The 19,664-nt window shown below is 65.8% G+C and carries 19 protein-coding genes; 14 read left to right on the top strand and 5 right to left on the bottom strand.

Annotated elements, in window-relative coordinates; translation table 11 throughout:
* Positions 1-41: 41 nt before the first annotated feature.
* The gene (gene ndk / locus AC3WS4_RS01205; RefSeq protein ID WP_056349541.1) at positions 42-464 is read left to right on the top strand and encodes a nucleoside-diphosphate kinase; all 423 of its coding nucleotides are present in this window, start codon (positions 42-44) and stop codon (positions 462-464) included.
* 12 nt (positions 465-476) lie between these two features.
* Here the strand turns inward: ndk and AC3WS4_RS01200 are convergent, their stop codons facing one another.
* The 3 genes from AC3WS4_RS01200 to purM all read right to left on the bottom strand — a co-directional run bounded on the left by AC3WS4_RS01200 (position 477) and on the right by purM (position 2,908).
* Entirely contained in the window at positions 477-731 is a 255-nt protein-coding gene (locus AC3WS4_RS01200; RefSeq protein WP_492740172.1) for a hypothetical protein, read from the bottom strand.
* Positions 731-1,678, bottom strand: coding sequence for a phosphoribosylglycinamide formyltransferase (gene purN, locus AC3WS4_RS01195; protein ID WP_492740173.1), 948 nt, complete (start codon positions 1,676-1,678; stop codon positions 731-733). Before purN ends, AC3WS4_RS01200 begins: the two co-directional genes overlap by 1 nt.
* Before the next feature lie 111 nt (positions 1,679-1,789).
* Positions 1,790-2,908, bottom strand: coding sequence for a phosphoribosylformylglycinamidine cyclo-ligase (purM, locus tag AC3WS4_RS01190; RefSeq protein WP_492740175.1), 1,119 nt, complete (start codon positions 2,906-2,908; stop codon positions 1,790-1,792).
* Positions 2,909-3,120: 212 nt separating this feature from the next.
* Between purM and AC3WS4_RS01185 the strand changes: the two genes are divergently transcribed.
* Genes AC3WS4_RS01185 through AC3WS4_RS01170 form a run of 4 tightly spaced genes read left to right on the top strand, consistent with a single transcriptional unit; the run spans position 3,121 to position 8,684 of the window.
* Positions 3,121-4,392: a heavy-metal-associated domain-containing protein gene (locus AC3WS4_RS01185; RefSeq protein ID WP_492740176.1), complete on the top strand. Its 1,272-nt coding sequence runs from the start codon at positions 3,121-3,123 to the stop codon at positions 4,390-4,392.
* Complete coding sequence (locus AC3WS4_RS01180; protein ID WP_492740177.1) at positions 4,392-5,048, top strand: HdaA/DnaA family protein; 657 nt, start codon at positions 4,392-4,394, stop codon at positions 5,046-5,048. The genes AC3WS4_RS01185 and AC3WS4_RS01180 overlap by 1 nt, the downstream gene beginning before the upstream one ends.
* Positions 5,039-7,207 (top strand): RNA degradosome polyphosphate kinase, encoded by a 2,169-nt coding sequence (locus tag AC3WS4_RS01175; protein WP_492740178.1) that lies wholly within the window; start codon positions 5,039-5,041, stop codon positions 7,205-7,207. The genes AC3WS4_RS01180 and AC3WS4_RS01175 overlap by 10 nt, the downstream gene beginning before the upstream one ends.
* A complete protein-coding gene (locus tag AC3WS4_RS01170; RefSeq protein WP_492742582.1) occupies positions 7,200-8,684 on the top strand; it encodes a Ppx/GppA family phosphatase in 1,485 nt (494 codons plus the stop codon). Before AC3WS4_RS01175 ends, AC3WS4_RS01170 begins: the two co-directional genes overlap by 8 nt.
* Here AC3WS4_RS01170 and rnd read toward each other — a convergent pair.
* Positions 8,681-9,907 (bottom strand): ribonuclease D, encoded by a 1,227-nt coding sequence (gene rnd / locus AC3WS4_RS01165; RefSeq protein WP_187139412.1) that lies wholly within the window; start codon positions 9,905-9,907, stop codon positions 8,681-8,683. The two genes, AC3WS4_RS01170 and rnd, sit on opposite strands and share 4 nt — an antisense overlap.
* Positions 9,908-10,016: 109 nt before the next feature.
* Between rnd and AC3WS4_RS01160 the strand changes: the two genes are divergently transcribed.
* The 8 genes from AC3WS4_RS01160 to AC3WS4_RS01125 all read left to right on the top strand — a co-directional run bounded on the left by AC3WS4_RS01160 (position 10,017) and on the right by AC3WS4_RS01125 (position 17,772).
* The gene (locus tag AC3WS4_RS01160; protein WP_187139413.1) at positions 10,017-10,346 is read left to right on the top strand and encodes a hypothetical protein; all 330 of its coding nucleotides are present in this window, start codon (positions 10,017-10,019) and stop codon (positions 10,344-10,346) included.
* Positions 10,346-11,857 carry an FAD-binding protein gene (locus tag AC3WS4_RS01155; protein WP_492740180.1) on the top strand — a complete coding sequence of 504 codons (1,512 nt, stop codon included), beginning with the start codon at positions 10,346-10,348 and terminating at the stop codon, positions 11,855-11,857. The genes AC3WS4_RS01160 and AC3WS4_RS01155 overlap by 1 nt, the downstream gene beginning before the upstream one ends.
* Before the next feature lie 102 nt (positions 11,858-11,959).
* Positions 11,960-13,750: an aspartate--tRNA ligase gene (aspS, locus tag AC3WS4_RS01150; RefSeq protein ID WP_056349573.1), complete on the top strand. Its 1,791-nt coding sequence runs from the start codon at positions 11,960-11,962 to the stop codon at positions 13,748-13,750.
* A 2-nt stretch (positions 13,751-13,752) separates the two neighbouring features.
* Positions 13,753-14,628 carry an alpha/beta fold hydrolase gene (locus AC3WS4_RS01145; protein ID WP_492740181.1) on the top strand — a complete coding sequence of 292 codons (876 nt, stop codon included), beginning with the start codon at positions 13,753-13,755 and terminating at the stop codon, positions 14,626-14,628.
* A 57-nt stretch (positions 14,629-14,685) separates the two neighbouring features.
* The gene (locus tag AC3WS4_RS01140) at positions 14,686-15,627 is read left to right on the top strand and encodes a tetratricopeptide repeat protein (RefSeq protein WP_492740182.1); all 942 of its coding nucleotides are present in this window, start codon (positions 14,686-14,688) and stop codon (positions 15,625-15,627) included.
* Positions 15,628-15,712: 85 nt separating this feature from the next.
* On the top strand, positions 15,713-16,498 hold the full coding sequence (locus AC3WS4_RS01135) for a polyphosphate kinase 2 family protein (RefSeq protein WP_492740183.1): 786 nt from the start codon (positions 15,713-15,715) through the stop codon (positions 16,496-16,498).
* Between the two features lie 222 nt (positions 16,499-16,720).
* Positions 16,721-17,257: a J domain-containing protein gene (locus tag AC3WS4_RS01130; protein ID WP_492740184.1), complete on the top strand. Its 537-nt coding sequence runs from the start codon at positions 16,721-16,723 to the stop codon at positions 17,255-17,257.
* 116 nt (positions 17,258-17,373) lie between these two features.
* Positions 17,374-17,772, top strand: a complete 399-nt coding sequence (locus AC3WS4_RS01125; RefSeq protein ID WP_492740185.1) for a hypothetical protein — start codon at positions 17,374-17,376, stop codon at positions 17,770-17,772.
* A gap of 272 nt (positions 17,773-18,044) precedes the next feature.
* Here the strand turns inward: AC3WS4_RS01125 and mtgA are convergent, their stop codons facing one another.
* Positions 18,045-18,752, bottom strand: coding sequence for a monofunctional biosynthetic peptidoglycan transglycosylase (gene mtgA, locus AC3WS4_RS01120; protein WP_492740186.1), 708 nt, complete (start codon positions 18,750-18,752; stop codon positions 18,045-18,047).
* 100 nt (positions 18,753-18,852) lie between these two features.
* On the opposite strand from mtgA, the gene AC3WS4_RS01115 reads away from it, so the two are divergent.
* A complete protein-coding gene (locus tag AC3WS4_RS01115; protein WP_492740187.1) occupies positions 18,853-19,650 on the top strand; it encodes a transporter in 798 nt (265 codons plus the stop codon).
* Positions 19,651-19,664: the final 14 nt, after the last annotated feature.

The raw sequence follows: 19,664 nt of genomic DNA, 5'->3' as shown, positions 1-19,664 counted from the left end.
CGCGCGCCGATCATAAAACACACCCACGCAGGAGCTTTCCCATGGCGGTCACCCGCACCTTTTCGATCATCAAGCCCGACGCCACGCGTCGCAACCTGACCGGCGCGGTCACCAAGATGCTGGAAGACGCCGGCCTGCGCGTCGTCGCGTCGAAGCGCATCCACATGAGCCGCGACCAGGCCGAAGGCTTTTATGCCGTTCACAAGGAACGCCCCTTCTTCGGCGAACTCGTCGATTTCATGATCAGCGGCCCGGTCGTCGTCCAGGTCCTCGAAGGCGAAAACGCCATGCAGGCGAACCGCGACATCATGGGCGCCACCAACCCCAAGGACGCCGCCCCCGGCACGATCCGCAAGGAACTCGCCGAGAGCATCGAAGCGAACAGCGTCCACGGGTCGGACAGCGACGAGAATGCGGCGATCGAAATCGCCTATTTCTTCAAGCCCGAAGAAATCGTCGGCTGATCGCCATTTGCCCTAGGGCAGCGAAGGGCCGCCGGAGCGATCCGGCGGCCTTTTTCGTGCCTGCCACCGTGTCCAGCGTTTCGATACCATAAGCGCGAGGGCAACGAACACCGCGGTTCCGAGCAGCGCCGCTCCATCGAAGCCCAGCCGGTCGCCGAGCAGATCGACCGTGCCATATTCGATCGCCTTGCCGATCCCGACGCCGAACGGAATGACGATGACGGCGGCCAGCGCGGTCTTGAGCAAACCGACTGCGGCTTGCTTCATCAGAACTCGTCCGCCACGCCCATCAATCCCGCCAGCTTCTTCGGCGCCACCGAAAGCCAGCTCTTGCGCAGCCATTCGCCGATCGCATCCCAGTCGGTATCGCCCAGGTCGAGCCGGATACCAACCCAGCCGTCGCCGAAATAGGCGGGGCGATAATAGCGCGCTTCATCCATCTCGATCAACGCCGCCTGCTCGTCGGCGCCGCTGATCTTCACCAACAGCGCGATCTTGCCGTCGCCATGATGGTCCTGCGTAAAATAGGCGAATTTCTTGCCCTTCAGTATTCCGAAACATGGCATGCCGTGCGAGCTGACCTCGTCGGCCTCGGGCAATGCCATCGCCAGGTCGCGCACCCGGCCGAGCAGATAATCGGGATTGCGCTCGCGGCTCACAAACGCGGCCAGCGTCGGCGGATAAAGCTGATGCTCGGCGATCCGCACCCGCGCGCTCAGGCTGTCGACGCTGTCGCCCGCGACGATCGCCACCGCGGTCTGCGCCAGCACCGGCCCGTCGTCGACCCCCGGGGTCACGATATGCACGCTGCACCCGCCGAAGCGGTCGCCGGCGTCGATCGCCTGTTGGTGGGTGTTCAGCCCCTTGTAGAGCGGCAGCAGGCTCGGGTGGATATTGACCATCCGGCCCGCCCAGCGGCCGACGAAATCGTCGCTCAGGATTCGCATATAGCCGGCCAGCGCGACGAAGTCGGCTTTCGCCGCGCGCAATTGCGTATCGACCAGTGCGTCGAACGCATCGCGGTCGAGTCCTTTGTGCGAAAGGCTCCAGGTCGCGACGCCCTCGGCTTCGGCGATCGCCAGCCCCGGTGCATCGGGATTGTTGCTGGCAACCAGCACCAGCTCATAGGGACAGTCGGCGGCTTTCGCCGCATAGAGCAGCGCCGCCATATTGGTCCCGGCGCCCGAGATCAGGACGGCGACGCGGGCTTTCATTTCTCCCCTCCCGCTTGCGGGAGGGGCCGGGGGAGGGCTTGTCGATTGGAGGTGCGCTGAAACAGGCCCTCCCCTATCCCCTCCCGCAAGCGGGAGGGGGACTTTGCCGCCTTAGGCATTATGCGTTGCGCTCCAATCGCCCATCGCGCTCCACGTTTCGGCGCTCCCGGTCACGGTGCAGCCCTTCGCGCCGTCGGCGATATGCCCGATCCGCAGCACTGTCTCGCCCGCATCGGTCAGCGCCGCGGTAACCGCGTCAACATCGCCTTCCGCGACGACGACGGCCATGCCGATCCCGCAGTTGAAGGTGCGCGCCATCTCTTCGGGCTCGATATTGCCCTGCGCCTGAAGGAAGGCCATCAACCGCGGCTGCTCCCATGCATCGGCATCGACATGCGCGTGCAGGTTCACGGGCAGGATGCGCGGGATATTCTCGAGCAACCCGCCGCCGGTGATATGCGCCAGCGCGTGGACCTTGCCGGTCTTCACCAGCGGCAACAGGCTCTTCACATAGATGCGCGTCGGCGCCATCAGCGCGTCGATCAGCAGCACCTCCTGGTCGAACAGCGCCGGGCGATCGAGCTTCCAGCCCTTGTCCGCCGCGAGCCGCCGGACGAGCGAGAAACCGTTCGAATGCACCCCCGACGAGGCGAGGCCGAGGATGACATCACCCGCCGCGACCTTGTCGGCGGTCAGCACTTCGTGCCGCTCGACCGCGCCGACGCAGAACCCGGCCAGGTCGTAATCGCCCTCGCTGTACATGCCCGGCATTTCGGCGGTCTCGCCGCCGATCAGCGCGCATCCGGCCTGCTTGCACCCTTCGGCGATGCTGGCGACGACGGCGGTCGCGACGTCATTGTCGAGTTTCGCGGTCGCATAATAATCGAGGAAGAACAGCGGCTCGGCACCCTGCACGATCAGGTCGTTGACGCACATCGCGACCAGGTCGATTCCGACCCCGTCGTGGCGTCCCGATTCGATCGCGAGCTTCAGCTTGGTGCCGACCCCGTCGTTCGCCGCGACGAGCAAGGGATCGTTGAACCCCGCTGCCTTCAGGTCGAAAAAGCCGCCGAAGCCGCCCAGGTCGGCATCGGCGCCGGGGCGGCGCGTCGCACGGGCGAGCGGAGCAATGGCACGGACCAGCGCATTGCCGGCATCGATCGATACGCCCGCCTGGGCATAAGTGTATCCGGCGGGCTGCCCGTCCGATTTGTTCTGCTTGGAATCCATGGCACGCGCGACTAACGACTCTGGCTACGAAATGCCATGATTTCCTTGTCGGCGACATCGGCTTTGGCGTAGGGCATGCTGAAATCGTCATCCCGGCGAAGGCCGGGATCTCGACATCGCGTCAGAATGCGACGATTGAGATTCCGGCCTTCGCCGGAATGACGAAAAAGGATCTGTCGCCCCTAAGGTTGGGAACGAAGCGTAAGAACTATATGATTTCGGCTGCTTTCCCTCGCTTCGCGCCCCGCCTGACCCTCGATGCCATTCGTCCGCGCGACTGGCGCTGGGCCGCGCTTTTCGGTCTCTTCTTCGCGATTCTCGTCGTCGGTGTCGTCGATGGCCAGATTACGCGCGGCGATCGCGGCATCACCCCGATCAACAGCAGCGGCGATTTCCTGACCAGCGGCATCCTCGTCGACGTCACCGGCGACAATGCCGACGACGCGCGGACCAAGGGCTGGCGCGAGGCGCAGCGCCAGGGCTGGGCCCAGCTTTATCGCAAGACCAACGGCAGCGACGGGCCGGCGCTCAATGATTCGGTGCTCGACGGCATCGTCACCGCGATCGTCGTCGAGGATGAACAGATCGGCCCCCGCCGCTATGTCGCACGGCTCGGCGTCCAGTTCGACCGCGTCCGCGCCGGACAGATCCTTGGCGTCAGCGGCCGCACCTTGCGGTCGCCGCCGCTGCTCGTCATCCCCGTCTATTCGATCGACGGCATGCCGCAGGTGTTCGAACAGCGCAGCGCCTGGCAGCGCGCCTGGGCCGAATATAATACGGGGCAGAGCGCGATCGACTATGTCCGCACCGCGGGCACCGGTGCCGACACCCTGCTGCTCAATTCGGGGCAGGTCGGCCGCCGCGGCCGCGTCTGGTGGCGGGTGATCCTCGACCAATATGGCGCCGCCGACGTGCTGACCCCGATCGCGCGTGTCGAATATAGCTATCCCGGCGGGCCGATCACCGGTCATTTCACCGCGCGCTTCGGCCCCGACAACAAGCTGATCGGTGGTTTCACCATGACCGGCCCGACCCCGCGCGCGCTGCCCGACATGATGGAAAAGGCGGTCGCGCGGATGGACCGGCTCTACACCGACGCGCTTGCCGCCGGGGTGCTGCGCACCGACACCTATCTGGTGCTCGAAAAGCCGGTGAAGGTCGAGGAACTGCCCGACGTGGCGGAAACCGACACCGACGCACTGCCCACCGAAACCGATGCCAGCGTGCCGACCGCGCCGACCGTCGGCGTCGCCAGCTTCACCGTCCAATATAGCTCGCCCGACGTCGAATCGGTCTCGGCGACCGAGCGCAGCGTCGGTGGGGTGTCTGGTGTCCAGTCGGCCTCGACCACCAGCCTCGCGCTCGGCGGCACGTCGGTGATGCGCGTGACCTTCCGCGGCGACATCGCCGCTTTGAAAGCCGCGCTCGAAGCGCGCGGCTACAAGGTACAGGCGAGCGGGAGTACGCTCCGGATCAGCCGCTGATGGCCGGCCCTTCGGGACAGATCGCGCTCCCGCTCGACTGGAGCGCGGGGGGTAGCAATGACGGCCCGCTGATCGTCGGCACCAGCAACGCCGACGCCGTGCGCTACCTGCGCCATGTCGGAACATGGCCGGTCCGCACCGCGGTCCTCACCGGCCCGCGCGGGTCGGGGCGCAGTTTGATCGGCCGGCTCTTCGCGCGCGAAACCGGCGGCCGCGTCATCGACGGCCATGACAGCGTTTCCGAAGAAGCGATGTTCCATGCGTGGAACGCCGCGCAGTCGAGCGGCGACCCGCTTCTCGTCATCGCCGACGCGCCGCCCGCCGACTGGAATATCCGGCTTCCCGATCTCGCTTCGCGCCTGCGTGCGGTGCCCGTGCTGGCGATCGGCGAACCCGACGATTGCCTCGCCCGCGACCTGATCGAGGCGCTGTTCGCGCAGCGCGGCATGGCGCTCGCGCCCGAGGTTGCCTCCTATGTCGTCCCGCGCATGGAGCGCAGCTATGCGACGCTCCACCGCATCGTCGCCGCGCTCGACGCCGCCTCGCTCGAACAGGGGCGGCGCGTCGGGGTTCGTCTTACGCGTGAAACATTACTGTCACAGGGGCTGATCGATCCCGATCTCCTTGAAAGGCAGGATGAAGACACATGTCGATAGCTGGCGGCCCCCTACGCGCAGACAATGATGCCGACACGGCGCGGCCATCCTTCGGCCCCGAACGCTTCTTCAACCGCGAACTCAGCTGGCTCGCCTTCAACCGGCGGGTGATGGAGGAGGCGCGCAATCCCGCGCATCCGCTGCTCGAACGGCTGCGCTTCCTGTCGATTTCGGGCAGCAACCTCGACGAATTCTTCATGGTCCGCGTCGCGGGGCTCAAGGGCCAGCAGTTGCAGGGGATCGATGATCCCAGCGCCGACGGCCGCTCGCCCGGCCAACAGCTCGCCGAGATCGAGGCCGAGGTGAACCGCCTCGTCGACCAGCAGCAGAGCGAATGGCAATTGCTCCACCGGCAACTCGGCGAACAGGGCATCGTCGTCCATGGCGACCATTCGGACGCCGGAAAGCTCCGGACGCTGCTGCGCCAATATTTCATCGACCAGATTTTTCCGATCCTCACCCCGCAGGTGCTCGATCCGGCGCATCCCTTTCCCTTCATCCCCAACCGCGGGCTCGGGGTGATTCTTGACCTCGAGCGCAAGGCGACGGGCGAGACGATCCGCGAACTGGTGATGATACCGGGCTCGCTCCCGCGTTTCGTGCCGGTGCCCGGCGAGGCGTCGAATTTCGTCCCGATCGAATTTCTGATCGAATTGTTCGGCGACATCATTTTCCCCGGCTACCGTATCCGCGCGCGCGGCGTCTTTCGCATCATCCGCGACAGCGACATCGAGCTGGAGGAAGAGGCCGAGGATCTCGTCCGGCTGTTTCGCACCGCGATCCGCCGCCGCCGTCGCGGCCGCGTCATCCTTTTGGAGCTTGAGGCCGACATGCCCGGCGAACTCGCCGCGGTGCTCAACGCCGATATCCAGGGGCATGAAGCGATCGTCGCCAAGATCGACGGCTTCGTCGGTCTCGCGGCGCTGTCGGCGCTCGTCGACGTCGACCGCCCCGACCTCAAATTCCCCGCCTTCTCGGCGCGTTTTCCCGAACGCATTCGCGAACATGGCGGCGATTGCTTCGCGGCGATCCGCAGCAAGGACATCCTCGTCCACCATCCCTATGAAAGCTTCGAGGTCGTTCTCGCCTTCCTGCGACAGGCGGCGGCCGATCCCGACGTCGTTGCGATCAAGCAGACGCTCTACCGCGCCGGCGACCAGTCGCCGGTGATCCGCGCGCTGATCGAGGCGGCCGAGGCGGGCAAGTCGGTGACCGCGGTCGTCGAGCTCAAGGCACGCTTCGACGAGGAACAGAATCTGCTCTGGGCGAACCAGCTCGAACGCGCCGGGGTGCAGGTCGTCTATGGCTTCATCGAATGGAAGACCCACGCCAAGATTTCGATGGTCGTCCGCCGCGAGGGGCAGGGGTATAAAACCTACTGCCACTTCGGCACCGGCAACTACCACCCGGTGACCGCGCGCATCTACACCGACCTCAGCTTCTTCACCGCCGACCCGCGCGCCGGCCGCGATGCGGCGCAATTGTTCAATTACATCACCGGCTATGTCGAACCCGAACGGCTCGACATGATCACCATGTCGCCGCTCAACATGCGCGCGCATCTCTGTCAGCTCATCGATGCCGAGATCGCCGCGGCGCGGGCGGGGGCGCCCTCGGGCGTCTGGGCCAAGATGAACAGCCTCGTCGACCCCGGCATCATCGACAAGCTCTATGAAGCGAGCGTCGCCGGGGTGCCGGTCGAACTCGTCGTGCGCGGCATCTGCTGCCTGCGCCCCGGGGTTCCGGGCCTGTCCGAAACGATCCGCGTCAAATCGGTCGTCGGCCGCTTTCTCGAGCATAGCCGCATCTGGGCCTTCGCCAACGGCGCGTCGCTGCCGCACCGCAATGCCAAGCTCTACATCTCCAGCGCCGACTGGATGCCGCGCAACTTCGACCGCCGCGTCGAATATATGATCCCGATCGAAAATCCGACCGTCCACGACCAGATTCTGGACCAGGTGCTCGTCGCGAACCTCATCGACAATGAACAAAGCTGGGTGCTGTTGCCCGACGGCACCTATGCGCGCTTAACATCGGACGATAAGCCATTCAACTTGCATCATTATTTCATGACAAACCCGTCGCTTTCGGGCCGCGGTACCGCGCTCCACCAGCGCCAGGACGTCCCCACGCTCATCCTCAATATGCGCGATGATTGAAAAGTTGCGTCCCCAGTCCAAACTCCACCGCTCCGCGGTTATCGACATCGGTTCGAACTCGGTCCGCCTCGTCGTTTATGAAGGCCCGCCGCGTGCGCCGGCGGTGATCTTCAACGAAAAGGTCGCCGCCGGCCTCGGCCGCGGCCTGTCGATCGACGGTCGTATCGCCTCCGAAGACGCCAAGCGCGGCCTTTATGCCCTGCGCCGCTACGCGTTGCTGGCCCGGCACATGGAGGTCAAGGACCTGCAATGCGTCGCCACCGCCGCGGTGCGCGATGCGTCCAACGGCCCCGACTTCATCGCCGGCGCCGCCGAGGCCGGACTCCAGATCCGCCTGCTGTCGGGTCAGGAAGAGGCCGAGGCGGCGGGCTATGGCGTCATCGCCGCCATCCCCGACGCGCACGGCATCGCGGTCGATCTCGGCGGCGGCAGCCTCGAACTCGCGGCGGTGTCGAACGGCCAGGTGGGCCGCCGCAACAGCTTTCCGCTCGGCGTGCTGCGGCTTCCCGCGCTGCGCAGGGACGGCCCGCAGGCGTTCGAGCGCGCGATCCGCAAGATGCTGCGCGCCAAGGACTGGCCGGGCGATTGCGCCGGGCTGCCGCTTTATCTCGTCGGCGGCTCGTGGCGCGCGCTGGCGCGTCTCGACCTCGAACTCACCCACGACCCGCTCGCGGTGCTCGACCAGCACAGCCTGCCGCGCACCGCGCTGCGCCGGCTGCTCCGCGCGACCCAGAGGTTGAGCTTCGAGGAGCTGAAGGCGATTCCCGGCATGGCGTCGAACCGCGCCGCATCGTTGCCTGACGCCGCGGCCCTGCTTGCCGCGCTCGCCAACATCATCGACGTTCCCGACATGACGGTCTCGTCGTCGGGCCTCCGCGAAGGGCTGCTCTATCAGGCGCTCGACGCCGGGACGCGGGCGCAGGATCCGCTGATCGTCGCCGCCGAATTCGAAGGCCGTCGCCTCGCGCGCTTTGCCCCGCACGGTCCCGCGCTCGCCGAATGGATCGCACCGCTCTTCGCCAGCGAAGACGCCGCCGACAGCCGCGTCCGTCTCGCGGCGAGCCTGCTCAGCGATGTCGCCTGGTCGGCGAACCCCGATTTCCGCGCCGATCGCGGCACCGAAATCGGTCTTCATGGCAACTGGCGCGGCATCGACATTCCGGGCCGCATCCTGCTCGCGCGCGCGCTCCACGCCGGCTTCGGCGGCGCCGACGGCGATTTTCCGGCGATGGGATCGCTCGTCGCGGCCGAACGGCTGGCGCGGGCGCGGCAATGGGGGCTCGCGATCCGGCTGGCGCAGCGCCTGACCGGCGGGGTCGAAGCGCCGCTAAAGGCGAGCCGCATTGCACTCGAAAAGGGCAAGCTGGTCCTCAGCCTCGAAGCGGGCTGGCACCACCTCGCCGGCGAATCGGTCGACCGCCGCCTGCGCTCGCTCGCGCAAGCGCTCGACGCCAAGCCTGAACTCGTGCTTCTTTAAGCTTCGGTCGCGTCGATCGGGGCCGCGTCGATCGGGGCCGCGTCGATCGGGGTCGGGGCCTCGATCTTGCTCATCACCAGCTTGCCGTGCTGGACGGCAAAGCCCATCCGCCCCTCGACTAGGTCGAGCGCGGCATGGCCGAACACGTCGTAGCGCCAGCCCTGCAGCATCGGAATATTGTCGCGGCGCCCGGCAGCAAGCGCCTCGAGTTCGTCGCTGCGCGCGATCAGCCGCGCCGCGACATTAAGCTCGCGTCCGCGAATCTTGAGCAGCAGCTTGAGCAAATCGGCGACGAGCACGCCTTCCTTGCCCAGCCCCGGCCCGCGCGGGGCGCGGTCGGGCATGTCGTCGCGGTCGAGCGGCTTGGCGTTGTCGAGTGCATCCATCAGTCGCCCGCCGATGTCGTTCGAGCGCCAGGTCGCTGACAGCCCGCGTACGCGGCCCAGACCGTCCTGATCCTTCGGCGGATGCGCGGCGAGGTCGGCGAGCGTTTCGTCCTTGACGATTCGGCCGCGCGGCAGATTCTTCGAACGCGCCTCGCGCTCGCGCCACGCCGCCAGCGATTGCAAGCGGCCGAGCACGTCGGGTTTGCGCGACGGAATCTTGATCCGGTGCCACGCCTGATCGGGGTCGACGCTGTAGTTCGACGGATCGGCTAGCTTTTCCATCTCCTCGTCGAGCCAATGGCCGCGCCCGGTCTTGACGAGCTTTTTGAGCATCATCGGAAAAATTTTGGCCAAATGGGTGACGTCGCCGATCGCATAGTCGATCTGGCGCTTGTCGAGCGGGCGGCGGCTCCAGTCGGTAAAGCGCGCGCCCTTGTCGAGCTGGATACCCAGCCACGCCTCGACGAGGTTCGAATAGCCGACCTGTTCGGCCTGACCGAGCGCCATCTGCCCGATCTGGGTGTCGAAGATCGGGTGCGGGGTCTTGCCGGTCAGGTTGAAGATGATTTCGACATCCTGCCCGCCGGCGTGGAAGACCTTCAGCATGTCCTCGTTGTCGACCATCAGATCAAGCAGCGGTTTCAGGTCCATGTCCTTTGCCAACGGGTCGATGCCTGCGGCGTGCTCGCTGTTGGCGACCTGGATCAGGCAGAGTTCGGGCCAGAAGGTGTTCTCGCGCATGAACTCGGTGTCGACCGCGATGAAATCGCTGTTCTTGATGAGATCACAGAATTCGACGAGCGCGGCGCTGGTTTCGATGAGCGGATGGACTTGCATGCCGCGCCTATACAGCTAGTTGATGCAGACGGGCAGGAAAAATTGCCCACGCTCTTCGGGTCGCGAAGCCGGAACATCGGCATGTTGAAACGCGAAGGGGTATCGGCACATGATGTGGGTCGGCTGGACGCTGGCGGCGATCGGTTTTGCGCTGCTTTTCGGGCAATATATGGCGGGGCAGGGCGACATCTTCGTGTCGATCGCCAATCCGCGGCCACTCGACGAGGAATCGATGGTCGTGACGCTGAGATATTGGGGACTCGCCGCCGCGGCGCGCCAACCCTTCGTAACGCCGGAGGCCGATCACGGGCTGTGCGACCTGCGAGTCTATGCGACGCGCCGACAGGCCCTGGTTGCTATCGCGACGCTTGGCTTGATCCGCCCGGTGACCGTCGCCTGGCGCGCCCATGCCGGTATTCAGCCGCTGGGAGACGCGTGATGCCCATTGTTCCGATCGGCGAGTCGGGTCGCTGGACCAATTATCACGGCACCGGCGTGTGCGAGGATGCGACGCGTTTCGCGTTGCGCAGCGGCGATGCGGCGCGCGGGCGCGACGAGATCGCGATCGCGGCGGCGGCGGTACGCGAATGGCTTGGCGAAGCGCTGGCGAAGGGGAAGCGCGTGCGGCCGCTCGGCGCAGGCTGGTCGCCATCGAACGTCAATATCTGTTCGGACGCCTGGCTGCTCCACACCCGCCGCTTCAACCGCTGTTTCCGCATCGCCGCAAGTGACGTCCTGCCCGGTGTCGATGCCGCCGGGCTGATGCTCGTCGAGGCCGGGACGCTCGTCGACGAGGTGTCCGACAAGCTTGAGGCGGAAGGCCGCTCGCTGTGGACGAGCGGCGCGGGCAACGGCCAGACCTTCGCGGGCGCAGCGGCGACAGGGACGCACGGCTCGATGGTCGCGCGCGGCGGCATCCAGGATCATATCCGCGCGCTGCAACTGGTGACACCTGCGGGCGTCCATTGGGTCGAACCCGCGGCCGGGGTGATGAGCGACGCCTTCATCGCCGCGACCGGGTCGACGGTCCTGCGCGACGACGACGTCTTCGCCGCGGTCCAGTTGCCCGTCGGCGCGCTCGGCATCGTCACCGCGCTCGTCGTCGATAGCGTCCCCAAATTCCTCGTCCGCCCGATCCAGAATCTGCGCAAGGTTGACTGCGCCGCGCTCGACTGGCTCGCGGTCGGCGACTTCCGTCGCTTTTCGGCCGCCTATGCGCTCGATCGCGATCCCGATTTCGTCCAGATGATCGTCAATCCGTACAAGCCGTTCAAACGCCCCGCGATGCTGCGTTTCCTCTATGCCGAGCCCTGGCGCGCTAATTACGACCAGGCGACGCCGGGGGAAATGGGCGCGGGTTACGACGCGCTCAGCCTGCTCGGACGGCTGCTCGACGATTATCCTTGGGCGCGCGGCGCGCTGCTCCAGTTCGCGATGAAGATGGGCTATGCGGCAGGTCCCGACGTCGATGACCCGCCGGTGCATGGCACCTGGGGGGAGGGGCTCGACACCCACCGGCCGCTCGCCGATCTGTTCAACGCCTCGGTGACGATCGACCGCAGCGATTTGGCGCATGTGTTTGAGCTGATCTGCGGCGTCTACACGCGCCACGGCGGTTCGACCGCGGTGACAGTGCGCTTCATGGAACGCGCGCAGGGGCTGCTCGCACCTGCGCGTTTCACCCACAATGCAGTGATCGACTTCGACGGTCCGCGCAGCCCGCGGACCGCCGAAGCCTATGCGCGCGTCGTCGAACTGCTCGACCGCGAGGGGGTGGACTTCACGCGCCACTGGGCGAAAAGCTGTCACCTCGATGGGGCACGCGTCGCAGCCGATTATGGCGAGGATTTGCAACGCTGGCGCGCCGCCCGCAACCGTCTGATCCCCGATCCCACGCATCGCGCGATCTTCGGCAGCCCGGTGCTCGACGGGCTGGGGCTGACTGGCTGAATCGCCCTTCTACCCTTGACAAATGGCGCGTCGCCCTGCCTTAGGCGCGGCCATATCGGTGCGGCTTTCGCCCGCGCTCCCCGACGATTGAAAGACGAAAAAATGCACGCCTATCGTACGCACACCTGTGCCGCCTTGACCGCCGCCGAAGTCGGGCAAGAGGTCCGCCTGTCGGGCTGGATCCATCGCACGCGTGAACATGCGAACGTGCTGTTCGTCGATCTGCGCGACCATTACGGCGTGACCCAGATCATCGTCGAGACCGGGTCGAAGCTGTTCCCGATCGTCGATGCGGCCGGACCGGAGTCGGTGCTGACGGTGACGGGCAAGGTTTCCGCACGCTCGCCCGAGACGATCAATCCGAAGCTGCCGACCGGCGAGATCGAAATCTATCCCAGCGAGATCGTCGTCCAGTCGTCGGCCGACAAGCTGCCGCTGCCGGTGTTCGGCGATACCGAATATCCCGAGGATATCCGCCTGCGCTACCGCTACCTCGATTTGCGGCGCGAGCGACTTCACGCCAACATTATGCTGCGCTCGAACGTGATTTCCAGCCTTCGCCGCCGAATGATTGGGCAGGGCTTTACCGAATTCCAGACGCCGATCCTGACGGCGTCATCTCCGGAGGGCGCGCGCGACTATCTGGTCCCGTCGCGGGTCCATCCGGGCAAATTCTATGCCCTCCCGCAGGCCCCGCAGATGTTCAAGCAGCTGCTGATGGTCGCCGGGTTCGACAGATATTTTCAGATCGCCCCCTGCTTCCGCGACGAGGATGCGCGCGCCGACCGTTCGCCCGGCGAATTCTACCAGCTCGATTTCGAGATGAGCTACGTCACCCAGGACGACGTGTTCGCCGCGATCGAGCCCGTGCTGCATGGCGTGTTCGAAGAATTCGCCGACTGGCAGGGCAAGGGGCGCACCGTGTCGCCGCTGCCGTTCAAGCGCATCCCATACCGGGAATCGATGGCGAAATACGGCAACGACAAGCCCGATCTGCGTAACCCGTTGCTGATCACCGACGTGTCCGACCTGTTCAAGGGGTCGGGTTTCGGCCGCTTTGCGTCGATGGTCGAGGCGGGCGACGTCGTCCGCGCGGTGCCCGCGCCGAACACGGCTGAAAAGAGCCGTAAGTTCTTCGACGAAATGAACTCGTGGGCGCAATCCGAAGGTTTCCCCGGCCTTGGCTATGCGACGCAGAAGGACGGCGTGTTCGGCGGGCCGATCGCGAACAATCACGGGCAGGAGGGCATGAAGGCGATCGCCGACGCGCTCGGTCTTGGCCCGAACGACGGCATCTTCTTCTCGGCCGGCAAGGAGGCGCAGGCCACGAAGCTCGCCGGACTCGCCCGCACGCGTGTCGCCGAGCAGCTGGAACTGATCGACCAGTCGCGCTTCGAATTCTGCTGGATCGTCGACTTCCCGATGTTCGAGGCTGACGAGGAAACCGGCAAGATCGACTTCAGCCACAATCCCTTCAGCATGCCGCAGGGCGAGTTGGAGGCACTGACCTCGAAGGACCCGCTCGACATATTGGCGTATCAGTATGACATCGTGTGCAACGGCGTCGAGCTGTCGTCGGGCGCGATCCGGAACCATCGGCCGGACATCATGTATAAGGCATTTGAAATCGCCGGATATAGCCAGGCCGATGTCGACACCAATTTCGCCGGCATGATCAACGCGTTCAAATTCGGCGCGCCGCCGCACGGTGGCTCGGCGCCGGGCGTCGACCGCATCGTCATGCTGCTCGCGGACGAGCCCAACATCCGCGAAGTCATCGTCTTCCCGATGACGCAGAAGGCCGAGGACCTGATGATGCAGGCCCCGGCGCCGGTCAGCGACAAGCAGCTCAAGGAACTCGGCATCCGCATCGTGGACGGGCCGAAGGGCTGACCATGACGTCGACGGCGCGGGAGCACCGGCTGTCGACGCCGGATGGCGAGATTTGCTGGTTCGAATGGGGCGAGCCCACCAACCGGCCGTCGGTGTTGCTGCTTCATGCGACGGGCTTTCACGCCCGGTTGTGGGATCAGGTCGTTGCGGCGCTCCCGGCCGGGACGCATGTGGTGGCGCCTGACAGCCGCGGTCACGGGCGCAGCGCAAAGCCGACTTCGCTGTCCGACTGGGCGGCAACGACCGATTTCCTGTTGCCGCTGATCGACCGTTTTGCGGGAACGACGTTCGTCGGCTGCGGGCACAGCATGGGCGGTTACCTGCTCACACGGCTGGCCGCCGAGCGGCCGCAGGCTTTCCGTCACCTGATTCTGGTCGATCCCGTGATCATGCCGCCCGAATTTTATGCCGAAGCAGTCGGGCAACCCGTTCCCGACCCCGCCGAGCATCCGGTGGCGCGGCGGCGGAATCGCTGGGATGGCTGGGAGGCGATGGCCGCGCACTTCGCTACGCGTCCGCCCTATGCGCATTGGCGGGCCGAAGCGCTCGCCGATTATTGCCGCTTTGGATTGCTTCCCGCTGCGGATGGCGAGGGGTGGGAACTGGCTTGCCCGCCCGCGTTGGAGGCGTCGGTCTATCTCAACGCGCTGCGTACCGACCCCTATCGCTGGTTTGGTGGGATTTCGGCGCCGATCAGCGTGATCCGTGCCAAGACCGGCGAGCGCGCAGGCACTCTCGATTTTTCCGTCAGCCCGACATGGCCCGGCCTGGGCGCTTCGCTCGGCGCAGTGCGCGACGAGCATTGGGCCGAACTCAGCCATTTCATCCCGATGGAAGCGCCCGAGCGCCTGGCCGACTTCATCGCCACCGAACTTTGACTCGCTTGGCGGGCTGCGATAGCCCGGCAGCGGGTCGATGGGCGTCGGGGGGAAATGATGAGCCATTCGCGATGGATACTGGCCGGTGCGCTGGTCTGCAGTGCGGTTCCCGCAACGGCGGAGACGCTGACGATCGCGGGTGCCAACCCGGCCGGAAGCCCCAACGTCAACGATCTGGTCAGCATCGCGGTCGACCGCTTCGAGGGCGAGGACGGCAGCGTCCTGTCACAGGCGCTGGAAAGCGAACTCGCGGGCGTTCGCTTTGGCGGCCGGCCCTATTTCCGGGTGGTCGCGCCCGAATCGGGGGTGCCGACCGATGCGCTGGTCACCGGCAATGTTCGCGTCGGGGTCGACGAAACCGCCACGACCGAGAAGCGCAAGCGCTGCATCGAGCAGGACCCCGCCGACAAGAATAAATGCCTGAAGGAAGAGGAATATGACCTCCGCTGTCGTCGCCGCGTCGCGACCGTCAGCACCAATGTCCGGTTGGTGGCGATGGGCGACGGCAGCGTGCGCTACACAAGGCCGCTGAGTGCGCGCGACGAACTCGTCTATTGCCCCGACCGCAAAGCGAGCCGCACCGTCGATGCATTCGTTGAAACGACGTTGAAGGCGCAGGTCGGGACCATCCGCCGCGACTTCGCGCCGAGCGGCTTTTCCGAAGACGTCCGCGTCGACGAGAACCGCAAGGGCCTGCCCAAAGCCGCCGCGGACGCGTTCAAGAACGCGATCCGCCAGACCAAGAGCGACGAAGCGGGCGCCTGCGACAGTTGGGCGGCGATCGGACGCGATGTCGAGCCGACCGCGGCGCTCGCCTTCAACCTCGGCCTCTGCGCCGAGGCGCGACGCGATTTCACCGCGGCGATCGACTGGTACGGGCAGGCGCAGCGCCTGGGGTCGAAGAATCGCGATATCGGCGAGGGGCTGGCGCGTATCGACCGCCATCGCCGCGCGCTTGCCGACTGGGACGCGCGGCAAGCCTATATGGCCGGGCAGTAACAAACGCTCGCTGCGCTGTGCCAAAGGGCGACAGCGGTGCAACGGGCGCTTGGTGATCGCGCATCGACCGGGCTAAGGTCGCGCGATGACCATCGACCTGTCCGACTTCGAATCCGGTGCCAAATATGATGGCGATTATGGCGAGGATCTCGCCGCGCTGCAGGGGCGGCTCGAACGCATCCAGGCGGCGCATATCACCCACGGCCAGCGCAGCGTCATCATGTTCGAAGGCTGGGATGCGGCGGGCAAGGGCGGGATCATCACCCGCCTCGCGGCGCAGCTCGACCCGCGATATTTCGAAGTCTGGCCGATCAGCGCGCCGACCGACGAGGAAAAATCGCGCCATTTCCTCTGGCGTTTCTGGAAGCGGCTACCGGGAAACCGCGAATTGTCGATCTTCGACCGCAGCTGGTACGGCCGCGTCCTCGTCGAGCGCGTCGAGGGTTATGCGAGCGAAGGCGAATGGCGCAAGGGTTACGACGAGATCAACGAGTTCGAGGCGCAGCTGACCGGGTCGAAGACGCATCTGGTCAAGCTGTTCGTCCACATCACGCAGGACGAACAGGACAAGCGCTTCGCCGATCGGCTCGACGATCCGTGGAAGCGGTGGAAGACCGGCGCCGACGATTATCGCAACCGCGCGCGCCGCGCCGACTATCTCGCCGCGATGCACGACATGTTTGCGCAGACCAACACACGTTGGGCGCCGTGGACGGTGATCGACGGCAACAACAAGAAGGCGGGGCGGATCGCCGCATTGACCCACATCGCCGACACGCTCGAGGCCGCGGTGCCGATGACGCCGCCCGACCTCGACCCCGCGACGGTCAAACTGGCGCACAAGGCGTTCGGTTACGAACCGAAGGATTGAAGTCCTAAAGCGACAAAAGATACGCATGTGCGCATCGAAACTGTCTCCTTTGTCGCTTTAAGCGGTGATGGGCGACGCGTGACAAATCACCGGGATATGCACGATCGAAAGAGCCAGGCAGCGGATGCTCGCACAGCGATCTTTTTTAGGAAAGCGCTTTTTTCGGCGCGATTCGGCGCGCTCGGCTAGCCATTTCCGGCCCTCGTCGCTACATGGGGTCGGATGAGCCGCGCCAAAAGAACCGACGACTGGGGTTTTCCCCGCTGGCGCCCCTATGGATCGTCGAGCGAAGCGCAGAAGGTGCGGCTTTGCGACCGTCACGGTTGCACCAACCCCGGCAACTGCCCCGCGCCCAAATCGCCGAACAGCCCCGATCGCTGGTATTTCTGTGAAACCCACGCCGCCGAATATAATCGCGGCTGGGACTATTTCGAAGGCCTGAGCGCCGAGGATGCCGCCGAACGCGCCGCCGACGAAGCGCGCGGCGCGCGCAGCTATGCCCGCGCCCAGCATTATGAATGGGGCGGGTCGGGCGACGGCAGCCGCAGCGCCGACGAGATGCGCGCGCTCGAAATATTGGACCTCGAACCCGACGCCGATTTCGAGGCGACGAAGAAGGCGTGGCGGGGCCTCGCCAAGGAATGCCATCCCGACGTCAAGCCCGGCGACGCCGAAGCCGCGAAGCGCTTCGCGGCGGGGCAGGCGGCGTTCGAAGTGCTCAAACAGGCCGAAGAGCGAAAGAGCTGGAAACCGGCGTAGGCGGGGCGTGCAAGCGCCAACAATGTAAATTCCAATTGACTCAATGTTATATATTTCTAACATAGAGTGAATCAGGGCGAACATGGGGGACGGATGATATGCGGACGATAGTCGCGATGCTGCTCACCGCGGCGCTGACGACGCCTGCCTTGGCCCAGTCCGGGGGTTTTCGAGATCAGGGGCTCGGTCGTTCCGATGGCATCGTCGGTGTCGGCTTCACGCTGCCTTTGGGCGGCGGCCGGCATAAGGAGGCACCGCGCCTCGAACTGCGTCTCGCGCGCGACACCATCAACATCGACGGCAGCCGCCAGTCGGATCGCGAAGTGCGGCGCTTTGAAAGCCGGATCGGCATCGCGCTCGACGGCGAACAGAGCCTCCTCCTCAATGGTCGACCGCTCGAGCGGAAACAGCGGAACAATCTCTCGACCGAGGTGGGGATCGCGATCGGTGTCGTCGCGGTCCTCGTGATCGGCGGACTGTTGGTCGCCGACGCGGCGCGCGACGCGTCGGAATAGGGCCGCCGCAGGCGACCTAGACGAGAAGGGAATGGCTGGTTTCGGGCGGGAACGGACGTAAAATCCTCCCTGTGGCGAAGCCATGGGGAGGGGGACCCCGCCCGAAGGGCGTGGTGGAGGGGCTGAAACGTTGCACGACGCCTGACGGCGTCGGCCCCTCCGTCAGCGGCTTTGCCGCTGCCACCTCCCCATCGCTGCGCGACTGGGAGGATTTAAGGAACGTCCGCTCCCCACCCCAACGCCGCCATCGATCTCCAGGTGGTGAGTGGCGTCTATTTGTAGATGCAGGCATCCAGCCCCTCGCGCCGGACAACCCCGATGCGCGCGCGGATCGTGTTGCCGTAACGGCGGGTGAAGCCCGACGGGCTGATCGCCTCGCGCTTCTTGGGCAAGGGCAGGATCGCGGCGATGCGCGCGGCCTCCGAGGGGGTCAGCTTGCTCGCGCCATGCTTGAAATAGCGCTGCGCCCCGGCTTCGACGCCATAGGTGCCGAGGCCGGTTTCAGCGACGTTGAGATAGACCTCCATGATCCGCCGCTTGCTCCACAGTTTTTCGATCAGGAAGGTGAACCAGATTTCGGGAACCTTGCGGACGTAGCGCGTCCAGCCGCTGCCCTGCCACAGAAAGACATTCTTCGCGGTCTGCTGGCTGATCGTCGATCCGCCGCGCAGGCGCTTGCCCTTGGCGTTGCGCTCGATCGCCTGTTCGATCGCGTCGCGGTCGAAGCCGTCATGGCTGCAGAATTTCCCGTCCTCGGCGGCGATCGCGGCGCCGACCATGTTGCGGTCGATGTTCGACAGGCTGGTCCAGTCCTTGGTGATGCCATTGCCGTCGGTCAGCATCGTCACCGTCACCGGCGGCGGCACGACGGCATAGACCAGCACCCACAGGGCCGACAGGATGACGAACCACAGCAACCATTTGAACGGCCGCAGATACCAGGGGAGTTTGCGCTTCGACGCGCGGGTCTTCGTTGCCATGCGCGGCAAACTAGCCGCTCGTCGCGGCGAGGCAAGCGGGCTTGATTGCAATCGCGCTTTCCGGGACAAGAAAGACCGGCCGGACACGAAGGGGAATAGGATGCCACTGCGGCAGATCATGCTGTTCGCCGCCGTCGCGTTGAGTGCGCCGGCTTTTGCGGCGGAGGCACGCGAGCTTTGTCCCGACCGCCCGGGGCTTGGCACGCCGGCCTGCACGGTCGATGAGGGCCGGACAATGCTGGAGATCGGTCTCGCCGACTGGACGCTCGATCGCGGCGCAGATAGCCGGACCGACAGCTGGGTGTTCGGCGATGCATTGCTTCGCGCGGGCCTCACCCCGTCGCTGGAGTTGCAGGTCGGCTGGACGATGCTCGGCCATGTGCGCGAGCGCGATCGGGCGACGGGCCACACCAGCAGCACGACACGAACCGGGGACGTCACGCTCGCGCTACGCCAGAACTTGCGCAATCCCGATGGTTCGGGGTTCTCGATCGCGGTCATTCCCTATGCGACCCTGCCGGTGGGCGGCGCGGGTGTCGGCTCGGGCGATTGGGGCGCGGGGCTGCTCGTTCCCGCCAGCTTCGACCTGGGGGCGATCTCGCTCGGACTGACGCCGCATGTCGACGCGGCGGTCGATGCCGATGGCGACGGCCGCCATCTGGCCTATGGCACGGTGGTCGGGCTGGGTTTCGGTGTGTCGGACGATGTGTCGGCGGCCGCCGAACTATCCCTTGCGCGCGACGACGACCCCGGCGGGCGCAGCACCGAGGCGCTCGCGGGCCTGTCGCTGGGCTGGCAGCCCGACGCCGAGAGCCAGTGGGATGTCGGCGTCAACGCGGGCCTCAATCGCGACAGCCCCGATGTCGAACTCTATGCGGGTTATGTCCGGCGTTTTTGACGGTGGTGGTTTTG

It is taken from the genome of Sphingopyxis sp. EU05-FHT14B03, assembly GCF_058790875.1.
This window is presented reverse-complemented; position numbering and strand designations above follow the sequence as displayed.

Bases quoted from the DNA above. Each gene is read 5' to 3' on its own strand.
- ndk (WP_056349541.1), top strand. From the start codon at position 42: ATGGCGGTCACCCGCACCTTTTCGATCATCAAGCCCGACGCCACGCGT.
- AC3WS4_RS01200 (WP_492740172.1), bottom strand. From the start codon at position 731: ATGAAGCAAGCCGCAGTCGGTTTGCTCAAGACCGCGCTGGCCGCCGTC.
- purN (WP_492740173.1), bottom strand. From the start codon at position 1,678: ATGAAAGCCCGCGTCGCCGTCCTGATCTCGGGCGCCGGGACCAATATG.
- purM (WP_492740175.1), bottom strand. From the start codon at position 2,908: ATGGATTCCAAGCAGAACAAATCGGACGGGCAGCCCGCCGGATACACT.
- AC3WS4_RS01185 (WP_492740176.1), top strand. From the start codon at position 3,121: ATGATTTCGGCTGCTTTCCCTCGCTTCGCGCCCCGCCTGACCCTCGAT.
- AC3WS4_RS01180 (WP_492740177.1), top strand. From the start codon at position 4,392: ATGGCCGGCCCTTCGGGACAGATCGCGCTCCCGCTCGACTGGAGCGCG.
- AC3WS4_RS01175 (WP_492740178.1), top strand. From the start codon at position 5,039: ATGTCGATAGCTGGCGGCCCCCTACGCGCAGACAATGATGCCGACACG.
- AC3WS4_RS01170 (WP_492742582.1), top strand. From the start codon at position 7,200: ATGATTGAAAAGTTGCGTCCCCAGTCCAAACTCCACCGCTCCGCGGTT.
- rnd (WP_187139412.1), bottom strand. From the start codon at position 9,907: ATGCAAGTCCATCCGCTCATCGAAACCAGCGCCGCGCTCGTCGAATTC.
- AC3WS4_RS01160 (WP_187139413.1), top strand. From the start codon at position 10,017: ATGATGTGGGTCGGCTGGACGCTGGCGGCGATCGGTTTTGCGCTGCTT.
- AC3WS4_RS01155 (WP_492740180.1), top strand. From the start codon at position 10,346: ATGCCCATTGTTCCGATCGGCGAGTCGGGTCGCTGGACCAATTATCAC.
- aspS (WP_056349573.1), top strand. From the start codon at position 11,960: ATGCACGCCTATCGTACGCACACCTGTGCCGCCTTGACCGCCGCCGAA.
- AC3WS4_RS01145 (WP_492740181.1), top strand. From the start codon at position 13,753: ATGACGTCGACGGCGCGGGAGCACCGGCTGTCGACGCCGGATGGCGAG.
- AC3WS4_RS01140 (WP_492740182.1), top strand. From the start codon at position 14,686: ATGAGCCATTCGCGATGGATACTGGCCGGTGCGCTGGTCTGCAGTGCG.
- AC3WS4_RS01135 (WP_492740183.1), top strand. From the start codon at position 15,713: ATGACCATCGACCTGTCCGACTTCGAATCCGGTGCCAAATATGATGGC.
- AC3WS4_RS01130 (WP_492740184.1), top strand. From the start codon at position 16,721: ATGAGCCGCGCCAAAAGAACCGACGACTGGGGTTTTCCCCGCTGGCGC.
- AC3WS4_RS01125 (WP_492740185.1), top strand. From the start codon at position 17,374: ATGCTGCTCACCGCGGCGCTGACGACGCCTGCCTTGGCCCAGTCCGGG.
- mtgA (WP_492740186.1), bottom strand. From the start codon at position 18,752: ATGGCAACGAAGACCCGCGCGTCGAAGCGCAAACTCCCCTGGTATCTG.
- AC3WS4_RS01115 (WP_492740187.1), top strand. From the start codon at position 18,853: ATGCCACTGCGGCAGATCATGCTGTTCGCCGCCGTCGCGTTGAGTGCG.